Annotated in this window: 10 protein-coding genes; 6 read left to right on the top strand and 4 right to left on the bottom strand. The window is 69.2% G+C overall.

Features of this window, described 5'->3' with window-relative positions; all coding sequences use genetic code 11:
• The first annotated feature begins 14 nt into the window (after positions 1-14).
• On the top strand, positions 15-797 hold the full coding sequence (locus ACI7YT_RS16045; RefSeq protein ID WP_406246878.1) for a nucleotidyltransferase domain-containing protein: 783 nt from the start codon (positions 15-17) through the stop codon (positions 795-797).
• A gap of 6 nt (positions 798-803) precedes the next feature.
• Here the strand turns inward: ACI7YT_RS16045 and ACI7YT_RS16040 are convergent, their stop codons facing one another.
• The 3 genes from ACI7YT_RS16040 to ACI7YT_RS16030 form a co-directional block, all read right to left on the bottom strand.
• The gene (locus ACI7YT_RS16040) at positions 804-1,643 is read right to left on the bottom strand and encodes a carbohydrate ABC transporter permease (RefSeq protein ID WP_406250598.1); all 840 of its coding nucleotides are present in this window, start codon (positions 1,641-1,643) and stop codon (positions 804-806) included.
• A 68-nt stretch (positions 1,644-1,711) separates the two neighbouring features.
• Positions 1,712-2,608: a carbohydrate ABC transporter permease gene (locus ACI7YT_RS16035; RefSeq protein WP_406246876.1), complete on the bottom strand. Its 897-nt coding sequence runs from the start codon at positions 2,606-2,608 to the stop codon at positions 1,712-1,714.
• A gap of 67 nt (positions 2,609-2,675) precedes the next feature.
• Positions 2,676-3,989 carry an ABC transporter substrate-binding protein gene (locus tag ACI7YT_RS16030; protein ID WP_406246874.1) on the bottom strand — a complete coding sequence of 438 codons (1,314 nt, stop codon included), beginning with the start codon at positions 3,987-3,989 and terminating at the stop codon, positions 2,676-2,678.
• A 185-nt stretch (positions 3,990-4,174) separates the two neighbouring features.
• Between ACI7YT_RS16030 and ACI7YT_RS16025 the strand changes: the two genes are divergently transcribed.
• From ACI7YT_RS16025 to ACI7YT_RS16015, 3 genes are all read left to right on the top strand, one after another.
• Complete coding sequence (locus tag ACI7YT_RS16025; protein WP_406246873.1) at positions 4,175-6,838, top strand: family 78 glycoside hydrolase catalytic domain; 2,664 nt, start codon at positions 4,175-4,177, stop codon at positions 6,836-6,838.
• Complete coding sequence (locus tag ACI7YT_RS16020) at positions 6,835-9,606, top strand: family 78 glycoside hydrolase catalytic domain (RefSeq protein WP_406246871.1); 2,772 nt, start codon at positions 6,835-6,837, stop codon at positions 9,604-9,606. The genes ACI7YT_RS16025 and ACI7YT_RS16020 overlap by 4 nt, the downstream gene beginning before the upstream one ends.
• A gap of 74 nt (positions 9,607-9,680) precedes the next feature.
• Entirely contained in the window at positions 9,681-10,688 is a 1,008-nt protein-coding gene (locus tag ACI7YT_RS16015) for a LacI family DNA-binding transcriptional regulator (RefSeq protein WP_406246870.1), read from the top strand.
• Positions 10,689-10,755: 67 nt separating this feature from the next.
• Here ACI7YT_RS16015 and ACI7YT_RS16010 read toward each other — a convergent pair whose 3' ends face one another.
• Positions 10,756-14,472: a DUF5979 domain-containing protein gene (locus ACI7YT_RS16010; protein WP_406246868.1), complete on the bottom strand. Its 3,717-nt coding sequence runs from the start codon at positions 14,470-14,472 to the stop codon at positions 10,756-10,758.
• A gap of 177 nt (positions 14,473-14,649) precedes the next feature.
• On the opposite strand from ACI7YT_RS16010, the gene ACI7YT_RS16005 reads away from it, so the two are divergent.
• Entirely contained in the window at positions 14,650-15,567 is a 918-nt protein-coding gene (locus ACI7YT_RS16005; protein WP_406246867.1) for an aldo/keto reductase, read from the top strand.
• A complete protein-coding gene (locus tag ACI7YT_RS16000) occupies positions 15,564-18,563 on the top strand; it encodes a glycoside hydrolase family 2 TIM barrel-domain containing protein (RefSeq protein ID WP_406246865.1) in 3,000 nt (999 codons plus the stop codon). The genes ACI7YT_RS16005 and ACI7YT_RS16000 overlap by 4 nt, the downstream gene beginning before the upstream one ends.
• Positions 18,564-18,566 lie beyond the last annotated feature (3 nt).

Here is an 18,566-nt window from a genome sequence, read left to right as displayed (position 1 = left end):
TACGGTGTCTGGTCATGGAGCAACAGCTGCGGGCGCTGGACGCCTATGTCGCGCAGGTCGCCGCAGACCCTGACACGGTCGGGGTCGTCGTCATCGGATCGGTGGCTCGCGGCACCGAACGCGAGGACTCCGATGTCGACGTGTACCTGGTGGTCACGGCCGAGGCGTTCGCCAGGGCGGCGGCCGAGGACCGCTGGGCCTGGGTCGATCGCCGTGGCCTGGACTACCCCCGCTCGTACATCGACGTGAAGCTCGCCGATCTCGCCTATCTGCGCACGGCCGTCGACCGGGCCGACGATCCGACCCGTGCCTCGTTCGCGGGCGCGCGGGTGGTGTTCAGCCGCTCCGACGAACTCGCGATGCTGGTCGAGAAGATCAGCACGCTCGGCGACGATGTGTGGGCGGGGCGGATCCGCTCGCACATCGCGCAGGCGCACCTGCACGGCGGCTACTTCCTGCGTCAGGCCGAGGAGCGCGGTGATCCGTTCCTGCTCCAGCACGCCGGGGTGCACCTCGCGCTCGCCGCCGCGCGGGCCGCTCTGGCGAGTGCGCACCGCCTCATGCCCGGGCCGAAGTACATCCATCGGCTCGTGCGCGAGGTTCCCAGCCCTGGCGGGTTCGTCGCGGCGTGGGATGCCGTGGTGGCTGCGCCCTCGATCGCGACCGCGACCGCGCTGATCGAGATCCTCGATGACTGGCTCGGCCGGGATCAGACCCGCGACGAGTCGCTGTCGGTGTTCATCCGCGACAACGAGCTCGCGTGGCTCCGGGGCACGATCCCGGCCGAGTACTTCTGAGACCGCTCAGCCCTTGACGGCCCCGCTGGTCATTCCGGCGACGATCTGACGCTGGAAGAAGACGTACATCACCAGCGGCGGCACTGTGATCAGCAGGATGTTCATGAACAGCAGGTTCCACTGACTGAGGCTCTGACTCTGGAAGTTGTACAGCGTCAACTGCACGGTGGCGTTGGCGTCACCGGGGAGGAAGTACAGCGGACCGGTGAAGTCGTTGAACACCGCGACCGATTGCACGACGATCACCGTCACGGCCACCGGCTTCAGCAGCGGCATGACGACCTGGAAGAACAGTCGCAGGGGACCTGCGCCGTCGATCACGGCCGCCTCATCCAACTCGCGCGGGATCGTCGAGACGAACGCGCGGAACAGCAGGATGCAGAAGCTCAGGCCGAACGTCGCCTCGATGAGGATCATGCCTGGCATGGTCTTGAACAGCCCGATCCCCTGCAGCACCCAGATCGTCGGGACGACGGCCGGCGGCACGATGAGCCCGGCCAGCACGAAGATGTTGATGACCGCGTTCCACTTCGACTTCCGTCGTTGCAGGATGTAGCCGACCATCGCGGCGAACACGACCATGATCGCCACGCTCGCCACCGTCAGGACGGTCGAGTTGATGAACGCCGTCACCAGCATCCAGTCCCGCGCCTGCAGTACCGTGACGATGTTCTCCCACAGGTACCAGCCCTGAGCGGGCAGCGAGAACTCGAAGAGCGAGGCCTCCTGCGGATTCTTGACGGCCGTGAGGAAGATGAACGCGAACGGCACGATGAAGACGACGATCGACGCGATGATGGCGATGATGCCGATGACATAGCGGGTGAAGAACAGCCGCGGTGTCATCGGGCGGCGGTCGGAGCGGGCGATCTTCGCCTTGGAGGATCCTGCCGTGGTGATGGTGCGGGTGAGCGTCATGACTCCACCTGCCTCTTGTTGAGGATGTACTGGATGGGCACGATGATCGCCGTCACCACGATGAACAGCACGACGTTGCCGGCTGTGGACAGACCGTAGAAGCCGGCCTGGTACTGCTTGTAGATGACCGACGCGATCACGTCGCTGGTGAATCCCGGTCCGCCCCTCGTCATCGCCCAGATGAGCTCGAACGACCGCAGACCGCCGATGAGCGACAGCAGGATGACCGTCGCCGTCGCCGGCTGCACCAGGGGCAGCGTGATGTTCTTGAACCGCTGCCATGCACTCGCGCCGTCGACCTTCGCGGCCTCGAAGTACTCCTGCGGGATGGCGACGAGACCGGCGATGAAGATGAGGGTCGCGATGCCGACGCCTTTCCAGACGTCCACGAGTGCGACCGAGATCAGCGCCCACGCCGGGTCGGTGAGCCACCCTGGTCCCTGGACGCCGATGAGCGCGAGGGTCTGGTTGATGAGCCCGTCGAACGGGTCCATCAGCACCTTGAAGGTGATGCCGATGCCGACGGTCGACACCAGCACGGGGAAGAAGATCGTCGACCGGAGGTAACCGCGGCCGAGGATGGAGCCGGTCAGCAGCAGCGCCAGGGCCAGGCCGAAGACGACCTTGAGCGCGCTGGTGACGAAGCCGTACACGAACGTGTTGACGAAGCCCTGCACGAGCATGGGCTCGGTGAAGAACTGGACGTAGTTGTCGAAGCCGATGAACTCGATGTCGAAGAGCGACCATCGGGTCAGGCTGAAGTAGAACGAGGCGAACGTGGGGATCGCGAACAGGACGATGTAGAGCACCGCGGACGGGATGTAGAACCACGTCGGGTACGAGCTCTTGATGCCTTTGCGCTTCCCAGGGGGTGCTGAAACAGCAGCGGTCATGGTGTCTCCGTCGAGTCGATGGGGATGCGGGCCCGCCGGGCGGGCCCGCACCATGGTCAGGAGCGGATCACCAGCCGTCGAGTCCGAGCTGCTGGGCCTGCTTCTTCACGTCCTCGTCGTAGAGCGCTGCGCCCTCGTCGGCCGGGCGGATGCCGCTGCCGACCTCGACCGTGATGTTCTCGAGGTTCGGTCCCTTGATGGGCGAGAGGAACTCGAGCGCCGGGTTCGTGCTTCCCTCGTCGAAGTACGGCTGCATGTCCGTGAGCAGACCGGGCACGTCGTCCGGAAGCTCGCACGCGCTGGTCGCGAACGGTCCGCTGGGCACCATCGCGGTGGTCTGCACCTCGCAGCCACCGGGCGAGTTGATGAAGGCGATGAGCTTCTTGGCGGCCTCGAGCTTGTCGCCCTCGGTGGTCTTCGGGATGTACACCGCGTTCGGCAGCCACACCGTCAGCTTCGTGTCCTCGGCGTTCTGCGCCGGCAGCGGGAAGACGCCGATGTTCTCCAGCTCGTCGGGGAAGTTCTGCTGGAACGTCGAGACGATGCCGGTGAGGATCGGGTAGTGCGCGCCCTCTCCCGTGGCGACCATGCGGGCGCCGTCGTCGTACACGGCTGAGGCGTAGTCCTGGTTCCACCAGCCCGCTTCGAAACCGGCCTGCTGATTGGCGAAGCCCTGCAGCGCCGGCTCGTCCGCGTACTTCCGCTTGCCCGCGGTGTACTCGTCGGCCCAGTCCTCGTCCTGAGCGAGCACGTTGCCGAAGTCGCCGAGGATGAACAGCTGGCTCGTCCACGTGTCGCCGTAGGTCTGGATGACCGGGGTGATGCCTGCGGCCTTGATCGCCTCGTTGTTCGCGGCGAACTCGTCCCAACTGGTCGGGACCTCGAGACCCAGATCCGCGTAGACCTTCTTGTTGTAGACGACGGCTCCGGCCTGCGTCGCGCCGAACGGTGCGCCGTAGATGCCGTTCTCGGTCGAGACCACAGCGGTCATCGTGTCGATGAGATCGCCGACCCAGGGCTGGTCGTCGAGCGGCACGAGGTTCTGGTCCGGGTTGAGCGCCTGGAAGAGCGAACCGGAGTTGTAGTAGAAGACGTCCTCCATCTCGCCGGTGGCGAGCTTGGTCTTCATGAGGTTGTCGCCCTCGGTGCCGGCCGGCTGGGACTCCAGCTTGACGGTGATGTCGGGGTTCTCGGCCTCGAACGCCTCGATGAGCGCTTCGGCGATCTCGATGTTCGTGCCGGTGTTCTGCGTGAGGAACGAGATCTCGACCTTGCCGTCGGCGCTGCCGCCGTCGCCCGTGCTGCAGGCGGCGAGCGGGACTGCGAGGGCTGCGACGCCGACTGCGGCGAGGAGAACCCTTCGGGTACGGGTGCTGTCCATCCTTCTACCTCCATGTAAAAGCTGACTCTTGATTGCGGTCTCGACGTCGAGACCGTCATGCTGTTGAATAGGATGCGTTGAAACCATTCAACTCCCCGTAAGGTACGACGATCCGAGGCGAGAGTCAACGATCGTTTCCGAAATGAGTCGTGCGCGATGACGCGCACAGTGGAAGGAACGACGCCATGGCGGCCACCCCACCCCTCACGCAGTTCGACGCGTCCACGCGTGTGGTCTCGCTGCGCTCGCAGCACGGCGCAGATCTTCTCGGCATCCCGTCCCGAGGGCTGCGGTTGACGTGGCGCACCGAGAGCTCGACCCCTGGTGCCGAGCAGCTCGCCTACCAGCTCGCCATGGGGCCGTCGGGCGACGAACTGGTGCCGGCGGATGAGGTCGCCTCCGCGGAATCGGTGGCGATTCCGGTGGGCGATCTCGCGTCGGGTGAACGCCGAGCATTGGCCGTGCGCATCGCCACCGCGGCGGGATGGACGGCATGGAGCGACGAGCTCGTCGTCGAGGCCGGGCTGGACGCCGGTGACCTCAGCGCCGCCGTCATCGGCATCCCGAGCGAGGTCGAAGGTCCGACGGCGCTGCTGCGCACCGCCTTCACGGTCAAGACCCTCCCCGAGCGTGCGCGACTCCGGCTGAGCGCGCTCGGACTCGTGGATGCCTGGATCAACGGCGAGCGCGCCGGCGACGCCCGGCTCACGCCGGGGTGGACGTCGTACGGCACGCGCGTGCTGATGGACACGATCGACGTCACCGCACTGCTGCGCGAGGGCGACAACGTGATCGTGCTCGAAGTCGGCGACGGCTGGTACCGCGGGCGGATGGGATTCGCGAACCGCACCCGGATCTACGGCGATCGCTCCGGCGCGATCGCGCAGATCGACACCGAGGCCGGCGTGCTCGTCGCCACCGACGACACGTGGCGCGGCGGGTTCGGCGCGGTGCGATCCGCGAGCATCTACGACGGCACCGTCACCGATCTTCGCCTGCGTGCGGAGGGCGTGCACGAGGCATCCTTCGACGACTCGGACTGGATCGCGGCATCCGTGATCCCGACCGACCCGGCCCGCTTCGAACCGCGATCGGCACCGCCGATCCGCATCGTGGCGGAGCGCGAGATGACCCGCACCGACCGCGACGGCGCGGTGCAGTTCGACAGCGGCCAGAACATCTCCGGCTGGGTGCGGCTGGTGGTGCGCGGCCGCGCCGGCGACGTCGTCACCATCCGGCATGCCGAGATCCTCGAGCCCTCAGGAGAGCTGCACACGGCGGCTCTCCGCAGCGCGAAGGCCACGGACGTCTACACGCTCGACCGCGACGGCGAGCACGTGCTCGAGCCGCAGTTCACGTTCCACGGGTTCCAGCATGCCGAGGTCACGGGGCCCGTCGAGGTCGTGTCGGCCACGGCGGTCGCGATCTCGAGCGACCTGCCGGCACGCTCGGCGTTCCGCTCGGCATCCGATGCCCTCGACCGGTTCCACTCCAACGTGTTCTGGTCGCAGCGCGACAACTTCGTGTCGGTTCCGACCGACTGCCCGCAGCGGGACGAGCGGCTGGGCTGGACCGGCGACGCGCAGGCGTTCGCCGCGACGGCCAGCACCCTGATGGATGCCGAGGCCTTCTGGCGGAACTGGCTGCGCGACCTCGAGGCCGACCAGACCGATGAGGGCGGCGTCGCTTCGGTGGTGCCGGACATCATCCGCTTCGAGGACATGCGCATGGGCGAGGGGCCGGTCGACAACATGGGCCGCGCCGGATGGGCTGATGCGGCGACGATCGTCCCGCTGGCGGTGTACGAGGCCTCCGGCAGCGACGAGGTGCTGCGCCAGCAGTTGGGCAGCATGCGCCGGTGGGTCGAGCACCTGCGGCGCCGGGCCGGGGACGGCGTCGTGCTGCCGACCGAGCCCTTCCAGTACGGCGATTGGCTCGATCCGGATGCTCCTGGCGAGCGCCCGTGGGAGGCGAAGGTCTCCAGCGACTACGTCGCGAACGCGTTCTACGTGCACTCGGCCCGCCTGCTCGCTCGCACCGAACGACTCGTGGGCGACGCAGCTCGCGGCGACGAGTACGACGCGCTCGCAGACCGTGTCGCTGCGGCGACATGGGAGCGCTGGGGCGTCGAGGCCGTGTCGACGCAGACCGGGGCGGCCCTGGCCCTGGAGTTCGCGATCGCACCCGAGGGCGAGCGCGCCGCGATCGCGGACGGCCTCGCAGCGAACGTCCGCGCCGAGAACGGACGGATCTCGACGGGCTTCCTCGGCACGCCCCTCGTGCTGTTCGCGCTGTCGAACACCGGGCACCTCGACGAGGCGTACCTCATGCTGCTGCGCCGCGATGCGCCCAGCTGGCTCTACCAGGTCGACCGCGGAGCGACGACGGTCTGGGAGCGCTGGGATGCCATCAAGCCGGACGGCAGCATCCATTCCGGAGACATGGACGCCGGTTCGCATGACTCCGGCGGCAGCATGCTCTCGTTCAACCACTACGCGTACGGCGCGATGATCGACTGGGTCTACCGGACGGTCGCAGGACTCGCTCCCGTCGAGCCGGGGTACCGCCGCACGCGGATCGCTCCGCGGCCGGCAGCCGAGCTCGACCATGCCGCGGCATCCATCGAGACGTCGTACGGCCGGCTCGCGATCGACTGGCGACTGGACGCCGACGAACTGCGGGCGACGGTGGAAGTGCCCTTCGGCGTCACGGCGGATCTCGATCTGCCGGTGACCGAGACCTCGATCGTCACGGTCGATGGCTCACCGGCATCCGGCACCCTGTCCAGCGGAACGCACGAGATCACCGTGACGGCGCCGGCCGTCGCAGGAAGCGAGAAGCGAGCATGAGCACCAGGATCGTCCGCGTCGAGATCGACGCACCGCACGGCAGCGACGTCGTCGCCACCGCCGGGCCCGCCATCGGGTGGGTCACCGAAGCGGATGCCGACGGCTGGCGCCAGGCGAGGGCGGAGCTCGAGCTGACCACGGCCGGCGGGACGCAGGAGCACGTGGTCGACGGGCGAACGTCCGTGCGCGTGCCCTGGCCGTTCCGGGCCCTTTCTCCGCGGGAGGAGGCGTCGCTGCGCGTGCGCGTCACGGGCGTCGACGACGAGGCATCCGAATGGGGCGCACCGAGGCGGATCGTCGCCGGATTCCTCGCGGACGGGGAGTGGCAGGCGCGCACGATCGCCGTCGCGGCGCCTGCGGGACCGGCGGAACCCGCCGTGCTGCGGCGCGAGGTCGCCGTGTCGGGCGACGTGCGCAGGGCGACCCTGTACGCGACAGCGGTCGGCGTCTACCAGGCGGCCGTCAACGGCGCGGATGTCGACGATCAGACGCTCAAGCCGGGCTGGACGCCGTTCCAGGCCAGGACCGTCCACGAGACCACCGATGTGACGACGCTGCTTCGAGCGGGAGCGAACGAGATCACCGTCCGCCTCGCCGGGGCATGGGCGACCGAGCGGTACGGGTTCCGCGACAACGCGCAGCCGGTCTACGCCGACCAGCCGCGGTTCGCCGCCCAGTTGCTCATCGAGTACGCCGACGGCGGGTCCGAGCTCATCGTCACCGACGACTCGTGGGAGAGCGCGCTCGGACCGATCACGGCCAGCGGTTTGTACGCCGGCGAGGACCACGATGCCCGCCTGGTGCCTTCGACCTGGGCCAGGGTCGCCGTCGTCGAGGACCTGCCGGTTCCCGAAGCCCGGGTCTCGCCGTTCGTCCGCCGCATCGAGGAACGCGCGGTCGCCGAGGTCATCACGACGCCCGCTGGGAAGACGGTGCTCGATTTCGGCCAGAATCTCGTCGGCCGCCTGCGCATCCGGGTCGCCGGCCCCGCAGGCACCGTCGTCACGCTGCGGCACGCCGAAGTGCTCGAGCACGGCGAACTCGGCACGCGGCCGCTGCGCGCCGCTGCCGCGACGGATCGGTACACGCTGGCCGGCACGGGCGTCGAGGAGTGGGAGCCGGAGTTCACCTTCCACGGTTTCCGCTACGCGGAGATCGACGGATGGCCCGGCGGGTTCGACCCCGCTGACGTCACCGCCGTCGTGATCCACAGCGACATGGAGCGCACCGGGTGGTTCGACACCTCGCATGCGCTCGTGCGACAGCTGCACGAGAACGTCGTGTGGGGACTGCGCGGAAACTTCCTCTCGGTGCCCACCGATTGTCCGCAGCGCGATGAGCGGCTCGGCTGGACCGGAGACATCCAGGTGTTCACCCCGACGGCGAGCTTCCTGTACGACGTCCGAGGGTTCCTGGACTCCTGGCTGCGCGACCTGGAGATAGAGCAGGTGGACGGCGTCGTGCCCTTCGTCGTGCCGAACGTGCTGGGCCCTGCCCGGCCGGCCGCGGCCTGGGGCGACGCGGCCGCGGTCGTCCCGTGGGTGCTGCACGAGCGCTTCGCCGATCTCGACACGCTCGAGCGCCAGTACGACAGCATGCGGGCCTGGACCGATGCGATCGTCGCGCTCGCCGGCGAGCGGCGGCTCTGGGAGGGCATGTTCCAGTTCGGCGACTGGCTCGACCCCGATGCGCCGCCGAACCAGCCGGCGAAGGCGAAGACCTCGGCCGATATCGTCGCGAGCGCCTACGTCTTCCGTTCCGCCGATCTGACCGCCCGCTCGGCCGCGCTGCTGGGACGGACAGCGGATGCCGAGGCATACGCCCGCATCGCCGAAGAGGTCCGGCAGACGTTCCTCGCCGAGTACGTCACTCCGGCCGGACGCATGATGTCGGATGCGCAGACCGGGTATGCGCTCGCGATCGTGTTCGACATCGTCGAACCGGAGCGCCGCCAGGCCCTGGGTGACAGACTGGCCGAGCTCACGACGCTGGGCGGCTACCGGATCAGCACCGGCTTCGTCGGGACGCCGATCATCCAGGATGCGCTCACCCGCACCGGACATCTCGACGTCGCACGGCGCCTGCTGACCGCGACCGAGAACCCGTCCTGGCTGTACCCGGTCACGATGGGGGCGACCACCATCTGGGAGCGCTGGGACTCCATGCTCCCTGACGGCACGATCAACCCGGGTGAGATGACCTCGTTCAACCACTACGCACTCGGCGCGATCGCGGACTGGCTGCACCGGTCGCTCGCCGGACTCGCGCCCGCGGAGCCGGGGTACGCGCGCCTGCACGTCGAGCCCCGCCCGCTGCAGGGGTTCGAGTTCGCCGAGGCGACGCATGTCACGCCGTACGGACGGGCATCGGTGCGCTGGGACCGCGAGGGCGACGACATCGTGGTGCAGCTCGCCGTCCCCGCGAACACCGAAGCCGATGTGGTGCTCCCCGACGGACAGCGGCACACGGTCGGCTCGGGGGCGCACCGATTCTCGTGCTCCGCACCGCCGCTGGCCGTCGCGCCGTCGGAGGTGGGGCTCTCGTCGAGCCTCGCCGCGATCATCGACGACGCCGAGGCGTACGACGAGATCGTCGGCGCGCTGAACGAGTGGCGTCCGTCCGTTGCGGAGGACTTCCGCAGCGGGACGCAGTGGGGCGACGGACTCGTCCTCGAGGAGCGGCTGTCGCACCTGGCAGCACCCGAGGTGCGCGGGGAGATCGCGCAGCGTCTCGCCGCGCTCAGCGAGCGGAGAAGCGCCGGCGCGTAGGGGCCGGCGGGGATGCCGTACACTCGCGGACAGCGCGCGACAGGACCGGGCGTCGCGAGAGGAAGAGGCAGACAGTGGCAGTGAGCGTACGCGACGTGGCGGCGACCGCCGGAGTCTCGGTGGGTACCGTGTCGAACGTGCTGAACCGGCCGGACAAGGTCGCCGCCGCCACCGTCGAGCGGGTTCAGGCCGCGATCGAGGAGCTCGGTTTCGTGCGCAACGACGCGGCTCGTCAGCTGCGCGCCGGTCGCAGCCGCAGCATCGGTCTCGTCGTGCTCGACGCCGGCAACCCGTTCTTCTCGGACGTCGCGCGCGGCGCAGAGGCGCGCGCCGAGGAGGATCGTCTCTCGGTGCTGCTGGGCAACAGCGACGAGGACGCCTCTCGCGAAGACGGCTACCTCGACCTCTTCCGAGAGCAGCGGGTGAACGGGGTGCTGATCACCCCGGCATCCGATGACGCGGCGAAGCTGCGCCGCCTGCAGGATGCCGGAACCCCCGTCGTCCTCGTCGACCACGAGATCCCGGGGAGCGGGTTCAGCTCGGTGTCGGTCGATGACGTCGAGGGCGGCTACCTGGCGGCGAAGCACCTGCTCGACGTCGGCCGACGCCGGCTGGTGTTCGTCGGAGGACCCGCGGCGATCGCGCAGGTCGCGCATCGTCTGACGGGTGCGCGGCGGGCGGTGGCGGAGGTCGCGGATGCCGGCCTCGAGGTCATCGAGATGCCGGCGCTGACGGTGCTGCACGGACGGGACGCGGGGGAGGATCTCGTCCGGCGCAGCGCCTCAGATCGGCCGGATGCGATCTTCGCCGCGAACGACCTGCTGGCCGTCGGCATCCTGCAGGCGCTGACGATGTTCAGCGACGTGCGGGTGCCGGAGGACATCGCGTTGATCGGCTACGACGACATCGACTTCGCCGCGGCGACCGTCGTGCCGCTGAGCTCGATCCGCCAGCCGGCGCAGCTCATCGGACACACCGCCGTCGACCTGCTGCTGCGCTCGATCGACGACCCGGACGGGGATTACGAGCGCAACGTGCGCTTCCGCCCCGAACTGGTGGTCCGCGCTTCGACCGCCGGCTGAGGTTCTTCGGCCAGGACCGCGTTTCGACGCGATCCGCTCGCTCAACGAGCGAGTGGGAACGAGAGGGTCAGACCTGGTTCCGGCGCCGGCGGCCCACGATCAGAACGACTCCGGCGGCGACCAGCAGGAGCGCCGCGATCGTGACGACCGGCGGCACGCCCTCGCCGCCGGTCTTCGGCAGCTCTCCGCTGCCGTCGCCGTCGGCATCCGCGTCGGCGCCGGTATCCGCGTCCGCGCTGGTGTCGGCTCCGGTGTCGCTGTCGTCACCCGGTGAATCCGCGTGGTTCACGACCGCGAAGGCGAGCGATTCCCCGCCGACGAGCTCGACGCTCGCCCAGCCCTCGGCATCCGTCGGCAGGGCCTGGCCGTCGACCGTCCAGGTCGCGGCCTCCCAGGTCACGCCGTCGACCGCGGGCGGCGCGACCTCGCGGATCCGCAACGATGCTCCGGCCATCAGGTCCGTCACCGTGACGTTCTCTCCGGCGGTCAGGTCCGCGGCTTCGACCGCGCCGCCGTCGAGGGAGTACTCGATCGTATAGACGGTGTCGTCGGGCACGTCCGACGCGCCGTCGCCGTCGACCGTCTTGCTCACCGAGAACGCCGACGTCGGCGTGCTGTTCGCCGTGTTCGTCATCGTCAGTGCGACGGGGTCGGGGGCGTCGCCGCCCGCGAGCTGCATGGTGACCACGCCCAGCGGGCCCGTGACGAGTTCCTCGCCGTCGGCGCTCCAGCTGACCGGTCCCCAGCTGACGCCGTCGATCACGGGGAGCTCGCCCTCGCGAAGCTCGACGACCGTCCCGACCGGCAGGTAGGGCGACACTGCGGGCGCGTCGATGCCGGCCATCAGCGGCTCCTCGCGTTCGAGGAGCTCGCGCCATCGCACGGGGAACAGCGTGTCCGCAGGGACGAGGGATGCGGCATCCCCTGCGACCTGCTTCTCGACCGAGAAGCGCGTCATCTCGACGGCCGTGTTCGTGACCTCGAGTTCGGCTGTCCCGCCGCGCACGACGAGGGAGTTCGACGGGCTCCAGGTGGTGCCCGCCCAGACGTATTCGGGCGGCAGCGCGGCGCTGGCCTGTGTGACCTCCGCCAGATGCACGACGGTGCCGATCGGGAACAGCACAGGGGCGCCCTGGTCGTCGGTGGGGCCCGCGGGTGTCCCGTCGGCGGGAAGCTCGAAGCTGCCGGTCTGCACGTCGCCGAACGGCACATGGGCTTCGTAGTCGACCGTGAACGAGTCGACGAGCACATCAGCCGGATCGATGCCGACGAGATTCTTGGTCACCGTGAAGGTGCCGAGGCGAGCCGAGTGGACGTTGGTGATCGTGCCGGACACCGTGGCCTGGTCGTCCGTGCCGATCACGAGTTCCCCGGACGTCGCGCCCACCGGCGTCTCCCACCGGATCCCCTCCGGCGTCGGCGCGCGCAGCTCGCCGTACGTGATCACGGTCCCGTACGGGAACCGGAGCGGTTCGCCCGCGGCATCCACGGGTCCCACCGGCGTGCCGTCGCCGGGCAGGCGCAGGACGCCGTCGGTGGTGACCCCGCCGGGGGTCGTCGCGGTCCAGGAAACGCTGAACTCGAGCGCTTCCGGAAGGTGGATGCCGGAGGCGAACTGCTTGTTCAGCTGGAACGTGCCCTGGTCGAGCGCGTTGGCGACCTCGATCACGATGTCGCCCGTTTCGGGCAGCGGGATCGAGGCGATCTCGTCGAAGCCGCCGGGCGCATATTCCTGAGTCTCCCCGTCGGCGGTGACCAGGAACACCGGGGCCTCCCACTGGGCGGGATCCGTGGGGGTGCCGTCGAGGGTCGGAACGCCCTCCGCGAGTTCGAGGGTCTCTGCATCCGTCTCGACGTCGTCGAGCAGCTCGGGGTCGCCGAGCGGCAGCACCCGGTCTGTACGCGCCGGGGCCGGATCGGTGTTGTAGCTGACGGTGTATTCGTAGTCCGCGTCGGCGCCGGTGGCGGACTTCACGATCGAGATGGTGCGTTCGGCGTCATCCGGTGCCAGCGTGTTGGTGAGGGTGACCGCGACCGTGGTGTCGTCGCCGATCAGGAACGTGCGGCCCGGATCCCACGACGAGCTCACCCATCGGTAGCCGTCCGGGGGCGTCACGCCGGAGCGGTCCTCCGTGAGTACGATGCGCGTGCCGGTCGGGAAGTCCTCGCCGACCTCGACCGTCGTGCCGTCGAGAGGCACGTCCATGGTGCCGGAGCCGATCCGCTCGCCGCCGTGGAAGGCGACCCAGTTCACCGGCACGGTTCCGTCTGCTTCGACCGTGGTGCCGTCGGGGTCGAGCACCTCGATCCTCTTCGTCACGCTGAACGTGCCGGTCTGCGCTGCGGCGACGTTCGTCACCACGACATCAGCCGTGCCCGTTCCGACGGTGAGCTCATCCGGCGTGATCGTGGCGCCGGTCCACTCGTACCCGGGGACGGATTCGGGGTCGATCTCGTCGAAGGCGATCACGGTGCCGGTGGGGAACGACTCGCCGGCGGCGACCCAGTCGCCGTCGGCGGGGACCTCGAGAGTTCCCGCCGCCTCGGTGCCGTCCGGCTCGGTCGCGGTGTAGTTCACCGTGAACGTCGTGCCTTCGGGCAGCTGCTCGGCATCGATGCCCTCGAGCTCTTTGCGGATGCGGAAGGTGCCGTTCTCGGCGTTGCAGGCGATCTGGCCGGCGAACAGGTACGAGTGCACCTCGCCGCCCAGGAGCGTGACGTTGTTTCCGATGACCTGCCCGTCCAGCGGGGAGGCGCTGACGGTGACGTCCGCGTTCGGGGCGTAGATCGATCCGTCCATGCGGGTGCCGCCCGCGTCGATCGAGACCTCGCCGGTGACGGCCGAGAGGTCCCAGAGCGTGTAGGGCGAGTAGGCGCCCTGCGGGTCGATGCGCGCACCCGTGATCGAGGTCGTGCCGGCCGGCACCTGGATGACGAGCGGGTTCTCCACACCGGGGGTGGGACCTGCGGAGAACTGGATGAGCGACGCGCCCGCGATCTCCGTGTAATCGACGACGTTCACCTGATCGGGGCTGAGGGGCGCCAGCACGGCGCGGTCGCCGGTGTTCTCGGCGACGGCGACCCGGTGGGACGTCTCGGGGAGCCCGGCGAGGCAGGCGGCGGCGTCGTCGTAGGACGCTTCGGCGTTCGCCTCGACGTAGTCGGCGACCGCCGTCGCCGAGGTGTCGGCCGTATAGATGCTCCGGTTGCCCGCAGCGGATGCCGGAGGCGCGGCGTCATCGGGATAGGTCTGCGCTGTGGCGTCGATGATCGGCGGGTGGTCGGGGTTCTCGGGCGTGAGGTTGAGGCGCAGCCAGTCCGCGCGCTGCGAGGCCTTCCACGGGCCGTCCCGCTCGACCATCTTGAGATCGCCCTGCAGCGCGGGATCCGACGTGCCGGCGCTGGTGATCGCCGTGATGCCGCCGCTGGAGGGCGAGTAGGAGTCGACGAGGAGCCGCGTGGGGTCGCCGTCGATCGACGGGATCGTGTAGTCAGCGGTGCCGGCGGCGACGTGGATGATCGCGTACTGCGATTCGCCGGGCTTGGTCGCGACACCGCCGGCTGCGATGCTGCCCTCGGTCTCCTGATTGCCGAGCGTGATGTCCTCGCGGGCGTAGACCGTGAAGCCGCCGTTCATCGCCAACGGGTTGAAGGTGTCGGGGTAAGCGGCCTGAGCCGGCGTCGCGGTCGCAAGGGGGGCGACGACCGCTCCGGTGAGCGCCAGGGCGCCGGCGACGAGGCCGGACAACAGGCGGCGGGCACGGCGAGCGGGGTATTGCAGCATCAGGACAGATCTCTCGTGGCTTCGGGCGCGCCGTCATCGGGTGATCGACGCTGCTCCCGAGAATAGTCGCCGGTCCGGCATGGGACCGATTCCACGGTGGACGTGCTTCGATCGACACATCCTGGACAGCCGGGGTCACCCTGAAGTAGATTCAATTCATAACCGAATGGATATGCAATGACGTTGAATGCCCCCGTTTCTCTCGTCCTCGGCACCTCGCCGCTCGGGTCGGATCCCGACACCGCGCTCGACACCGCGCTCGCCCTGCTCCGCAGCGGCATGCTGGTGGACACCTCCAACATGTACGCGGGCGGCGCATCCGAGCGCGCGCTCGGCGCGGCGCTCGCCGCGATGGATGCCGACGAGCGGGAGACCGCGGCATCCCGCATCGTGTCGAAGGTGGACTGCGACCCCGAGACCGGAGCCTTCGACGCCGATCGGGTACGGCGTTCCTTCGACGAGACGCGTGAGCGGCTCGGTGTCGACCGCCTGCCACTGCTGCACCTGCACGATCCCTACACGGTGACGTCGGCCGAGGCGCTCGCCGCCGGCGGCGCGGTCGAGGCCCTCGTGCAGCTCAGGGACGAAGGAGCCGTCGACGCGATCGGGATCGCCGCGGGGCCGGTTCCGCTCATGCGGCGCTACGTGGACAGCGGCCTGTTCGACGCGGTGCTCTGCCACAATCGCTTCACGCTCGTCGATGACAGCGCTCGCTCCCTGTTCACGGCCGCGCGCGAACGCGGGATGACCGTGTTCAACGCCGCGCCGTTCGGAGGCGATCTCCTCGTCAAAGGACCACGGGAGGGTGCTCGGTACGAATACCGTCCGATCGGGGACGAGCTGGCGGCCTGGACTGCTTCGCTGTTCCGGATCTGCGCCGACCACGACGTGCCGGCCGCCGCGGTAGCGCTGCGTTTCTCGACGGGCTCGTCGCTGGTCGATCGCACCGTCGTCGGCGTCTCGTCAGCGCGCCGCCTCGATGAGCTGCTCGCGCTGGATGCGGTCGTGATCCCGGATGCCGTATGGACCGCGATCGAGGCGCTCGGCTCCGCCCCGTCGCCGGTAGACGATTCGCGGTACGAGGCGGAGGCATGATCGACCATTACTGGGAGAGCACGCTCCCGGGAGAGGGGCGCCGTGCGCCGCGTGCCGATGCTGTGACCGATGCGCCCGTGCTCGATCTGAACGGCATCTGGCGCTTCCGGCTCAGCCCCACGGCCGAAGGCACCGGTCCGGATTTCGTGCGGGAGCACTTCGATGACTCCGGTTGGGACCCGATGCGGGTGCCGTCGCATTGGGTGCTCGAGGAGTTCACCCCGCTTGCCGGAGGTCAGCGCCGGCGCATGCTCGGGACCGAGGAAGGCCCGCTGTACACGAACACGGCCTACCCGATCCCCCTCGATCCCCCACGGGTGCCGACCGAGAACCCGACCGGGGACTATCGCCTCGCGTTCGACGTCCCCGAGGGCTTCGGCCCTGCCGTCCTCCGGTTCCAGGGGGTCGACTCCTGCGCGAAGGTCTGGCTGAACGGGCAGGAACTCGGCTGGTCGACGGGCTCGCGGCTGCCGTTCGAGTTCGACGCTCCGGTCCGCTCCGGTCGCAACGTGCTGGCCGTGCGCGTGCACCGCTGGTCGGCAGGCACCTACCTCGAGGATCAGGACATGTGGTGGCTGCCCGGCATCTTCCGGGACGTCGAGCTGATCGCGCGCCCGCAGGGTGCGATCGACGATCACTTCGTGCACGCCGACTACGATCACGCCGTCGGCCTCGGCATCCTGCGGGTGGATGCCTCGGTGGATGCCATGGTGGAGATCCCCGAGCTCGGCATCCTGATGCCGGCAGGCGAGACGGCCACTGTGCCGGTCGAGCCGTGGAGCGCGGAGAATCCGCGTCTCTACCGCGGCGTCCTGCGTTCGGACGGCGAGCAGGTGGAGCTGGTCGTGGGATTCCGCCGTGTCGAGATCGTCGACGGCGTCTTCACGGTCAACGGGCGCGCGGTGACGTTCCGCGGCGTGAATCGGCACGAGCACCATCCGGACACGGGGCGGACGCTGGATCGGGAGACCATGATCCGCGACATCGTGCTGATGAAGCGGGCCAACATCGACGCGGTTCGTACCAGCCACTACCCGCCGCATCCCGAGTTCCTCCGGCTGTGCGACGAATACGGGCTGTGGGTCGTCGTGGAGGTCGACCTCGAGACGCACGGCTTCATCTACGAGGGCTGGGAGCACAATCCGCCGGCGCTGCCCGAGTGGCGCGATGCCCTCATGGATCGCCTGGCACGAACCGTCGAGCGCGACAAGAACCGGCCGAGCGTCGTCGTCTGGTCGCTCGCGAACGAGAGCATGACCGGCGAGGGGTTCACGCAGATGCGCCGCTGGCTCGACGAGCGGGACCCGTCGCGCGCCGTGCTGTACGAGCGCGACCCCCGCTACCGCGATTCGGACTTCTACTCGCTGATGTACCCGTCCCTGGACCTGCTCGAGCAGATCGGACGGCGCGAGGAACCGCGCGGCGGTCGCCTGAGCATGCACGGGATGGTGTTCGATGCCGAGGGCGACGCGCCGGACGGGATCTCCGACGCGGACGACGAGCGCCGACGCGGCCTGCCGTTCCTGCTGGTCGAGTACGCGCATGCCATGGGCAACGGCCCGGGTGGGCTGCAGGACTACTGGAAGATCATCCGCGCGCACGATCGGCTGTGCGGTGCGTTCGTGTGGGAGTGGATCGACCACGGCTTCACGGCGCGCACCGACGACGGCGTCGCGTACACGATGCACGGCGATGACGTGGACTACGAGCCGCGGGGCGGACGGTTCGGCCTGCATGGACTCGTCTTCAGCGATCGGACGCCGACGCCCGGACTCATCGAGCTGGCGAAGGCGCACGAGACGGTCTCGATCACGATCGACGCCGATGCCGTGGTCATCGCGAACGACCGGCACAGCACCTCGACGGATGACCTCGTCTTCCGCTGGTCGGTCGAACACGACGGCGTGATCGTGGTCGACGGTGCTCTCGATGTACCAGTGCTGGAGCCGGGGGACCGGATCGAGGTGGCCATCCCGGATGCCGCCGCGACCGCGCTGGCATCGCCCGATGCGTCGGGGGACGCGGTGCTGACTGTGGAGGCGGTGCTCTCCGCCGAGGCATCCTGGGCACCGGCCGGCCACGTGGTGTCCTGGGGGCAGCGGGCCGTCCGCCGCCCGCTTCCCGTGCCGGGGTCCACTCGCGCGGCAGTGCGAACGGCGACCGGCGAGCACCTCGTCGGACCGGCGGCCTTCGACGCCCGCACCGGTCGTCTGCGTCGACTCGGCGATCTGGCGCTCGACGGACCGATGCTGGATCTGCACCGCGCGCCGACCGAGAACGACCGCGGGCAGGGAGACACGAACAACCTCGCCGCCGTGTGGCGCAAGACCATGCTGGATCGGCTGCTGCATCGCGTCGATTCCGTATCGGCCGAGGACGGTCGGTTCACGGTGCGCGGTCGCACAGCGGCGAGGACGCATCCGCACGGCGTCGCCTGGACGATGACGTGGACGGCCGAGGGGGAGGGCATCCGTCTGGATGCCGTTGCCGATTTCGTCGGCCCATGGACAGATACGCCCTATATGAACCGCGACATCCCGGTGCCGCGGCTGGGGCTGCTGTTCGGGCTGCCGGGATCGGCGGATCGTGTGACGTGGTTCGGTCGAGGACCGGGGGAGACGTATGTCGACTCCTTCGAGGCGTCGCGCGTCGGGCGCTTCACCTCATCGATCGACGAGCTGCAGGTGCCGTATCCGGTGCCGCAGGAGAACGGCAACCATGTGCAGACGCGCTGGCTCGAGGTGGCGGGCGCCGACCTGCCGACGCTCCGAGTGGACGGCCGTCCGGAGTTCGACTTCACGGCTCGCCGGTGGACGTCGCACGATCTGGAGCGCGCCGACAAGCCGCACGAACTCGTCGATTCGGGGTGCGTGTGGCTGAACATCGACCACGCGCAGCAGGGACTGGGCTCCGCCTCCGTGGGGCCCGCACTGCCCGACCGCTACCGGATCCCGCGTGAGCGGACCGCATGGAGCGTTCTGCTCAGCGTCCGCTGAACA

It is taken from the genome of Microbacterium sp. M, assembly GCF_045181065.1.
In the GTDB taxonomy this organism is placed as follows: Bacteria; Actinomycetota; Actinomycetes; order Actinomycetales; family Microbacteriaceae; genus Microbacterium.
The sequence above is the reverse complement of the archived record's forward strand: the minus strand, read 5'-3'. Positions and strand labels throughout refer to the sequence as shown.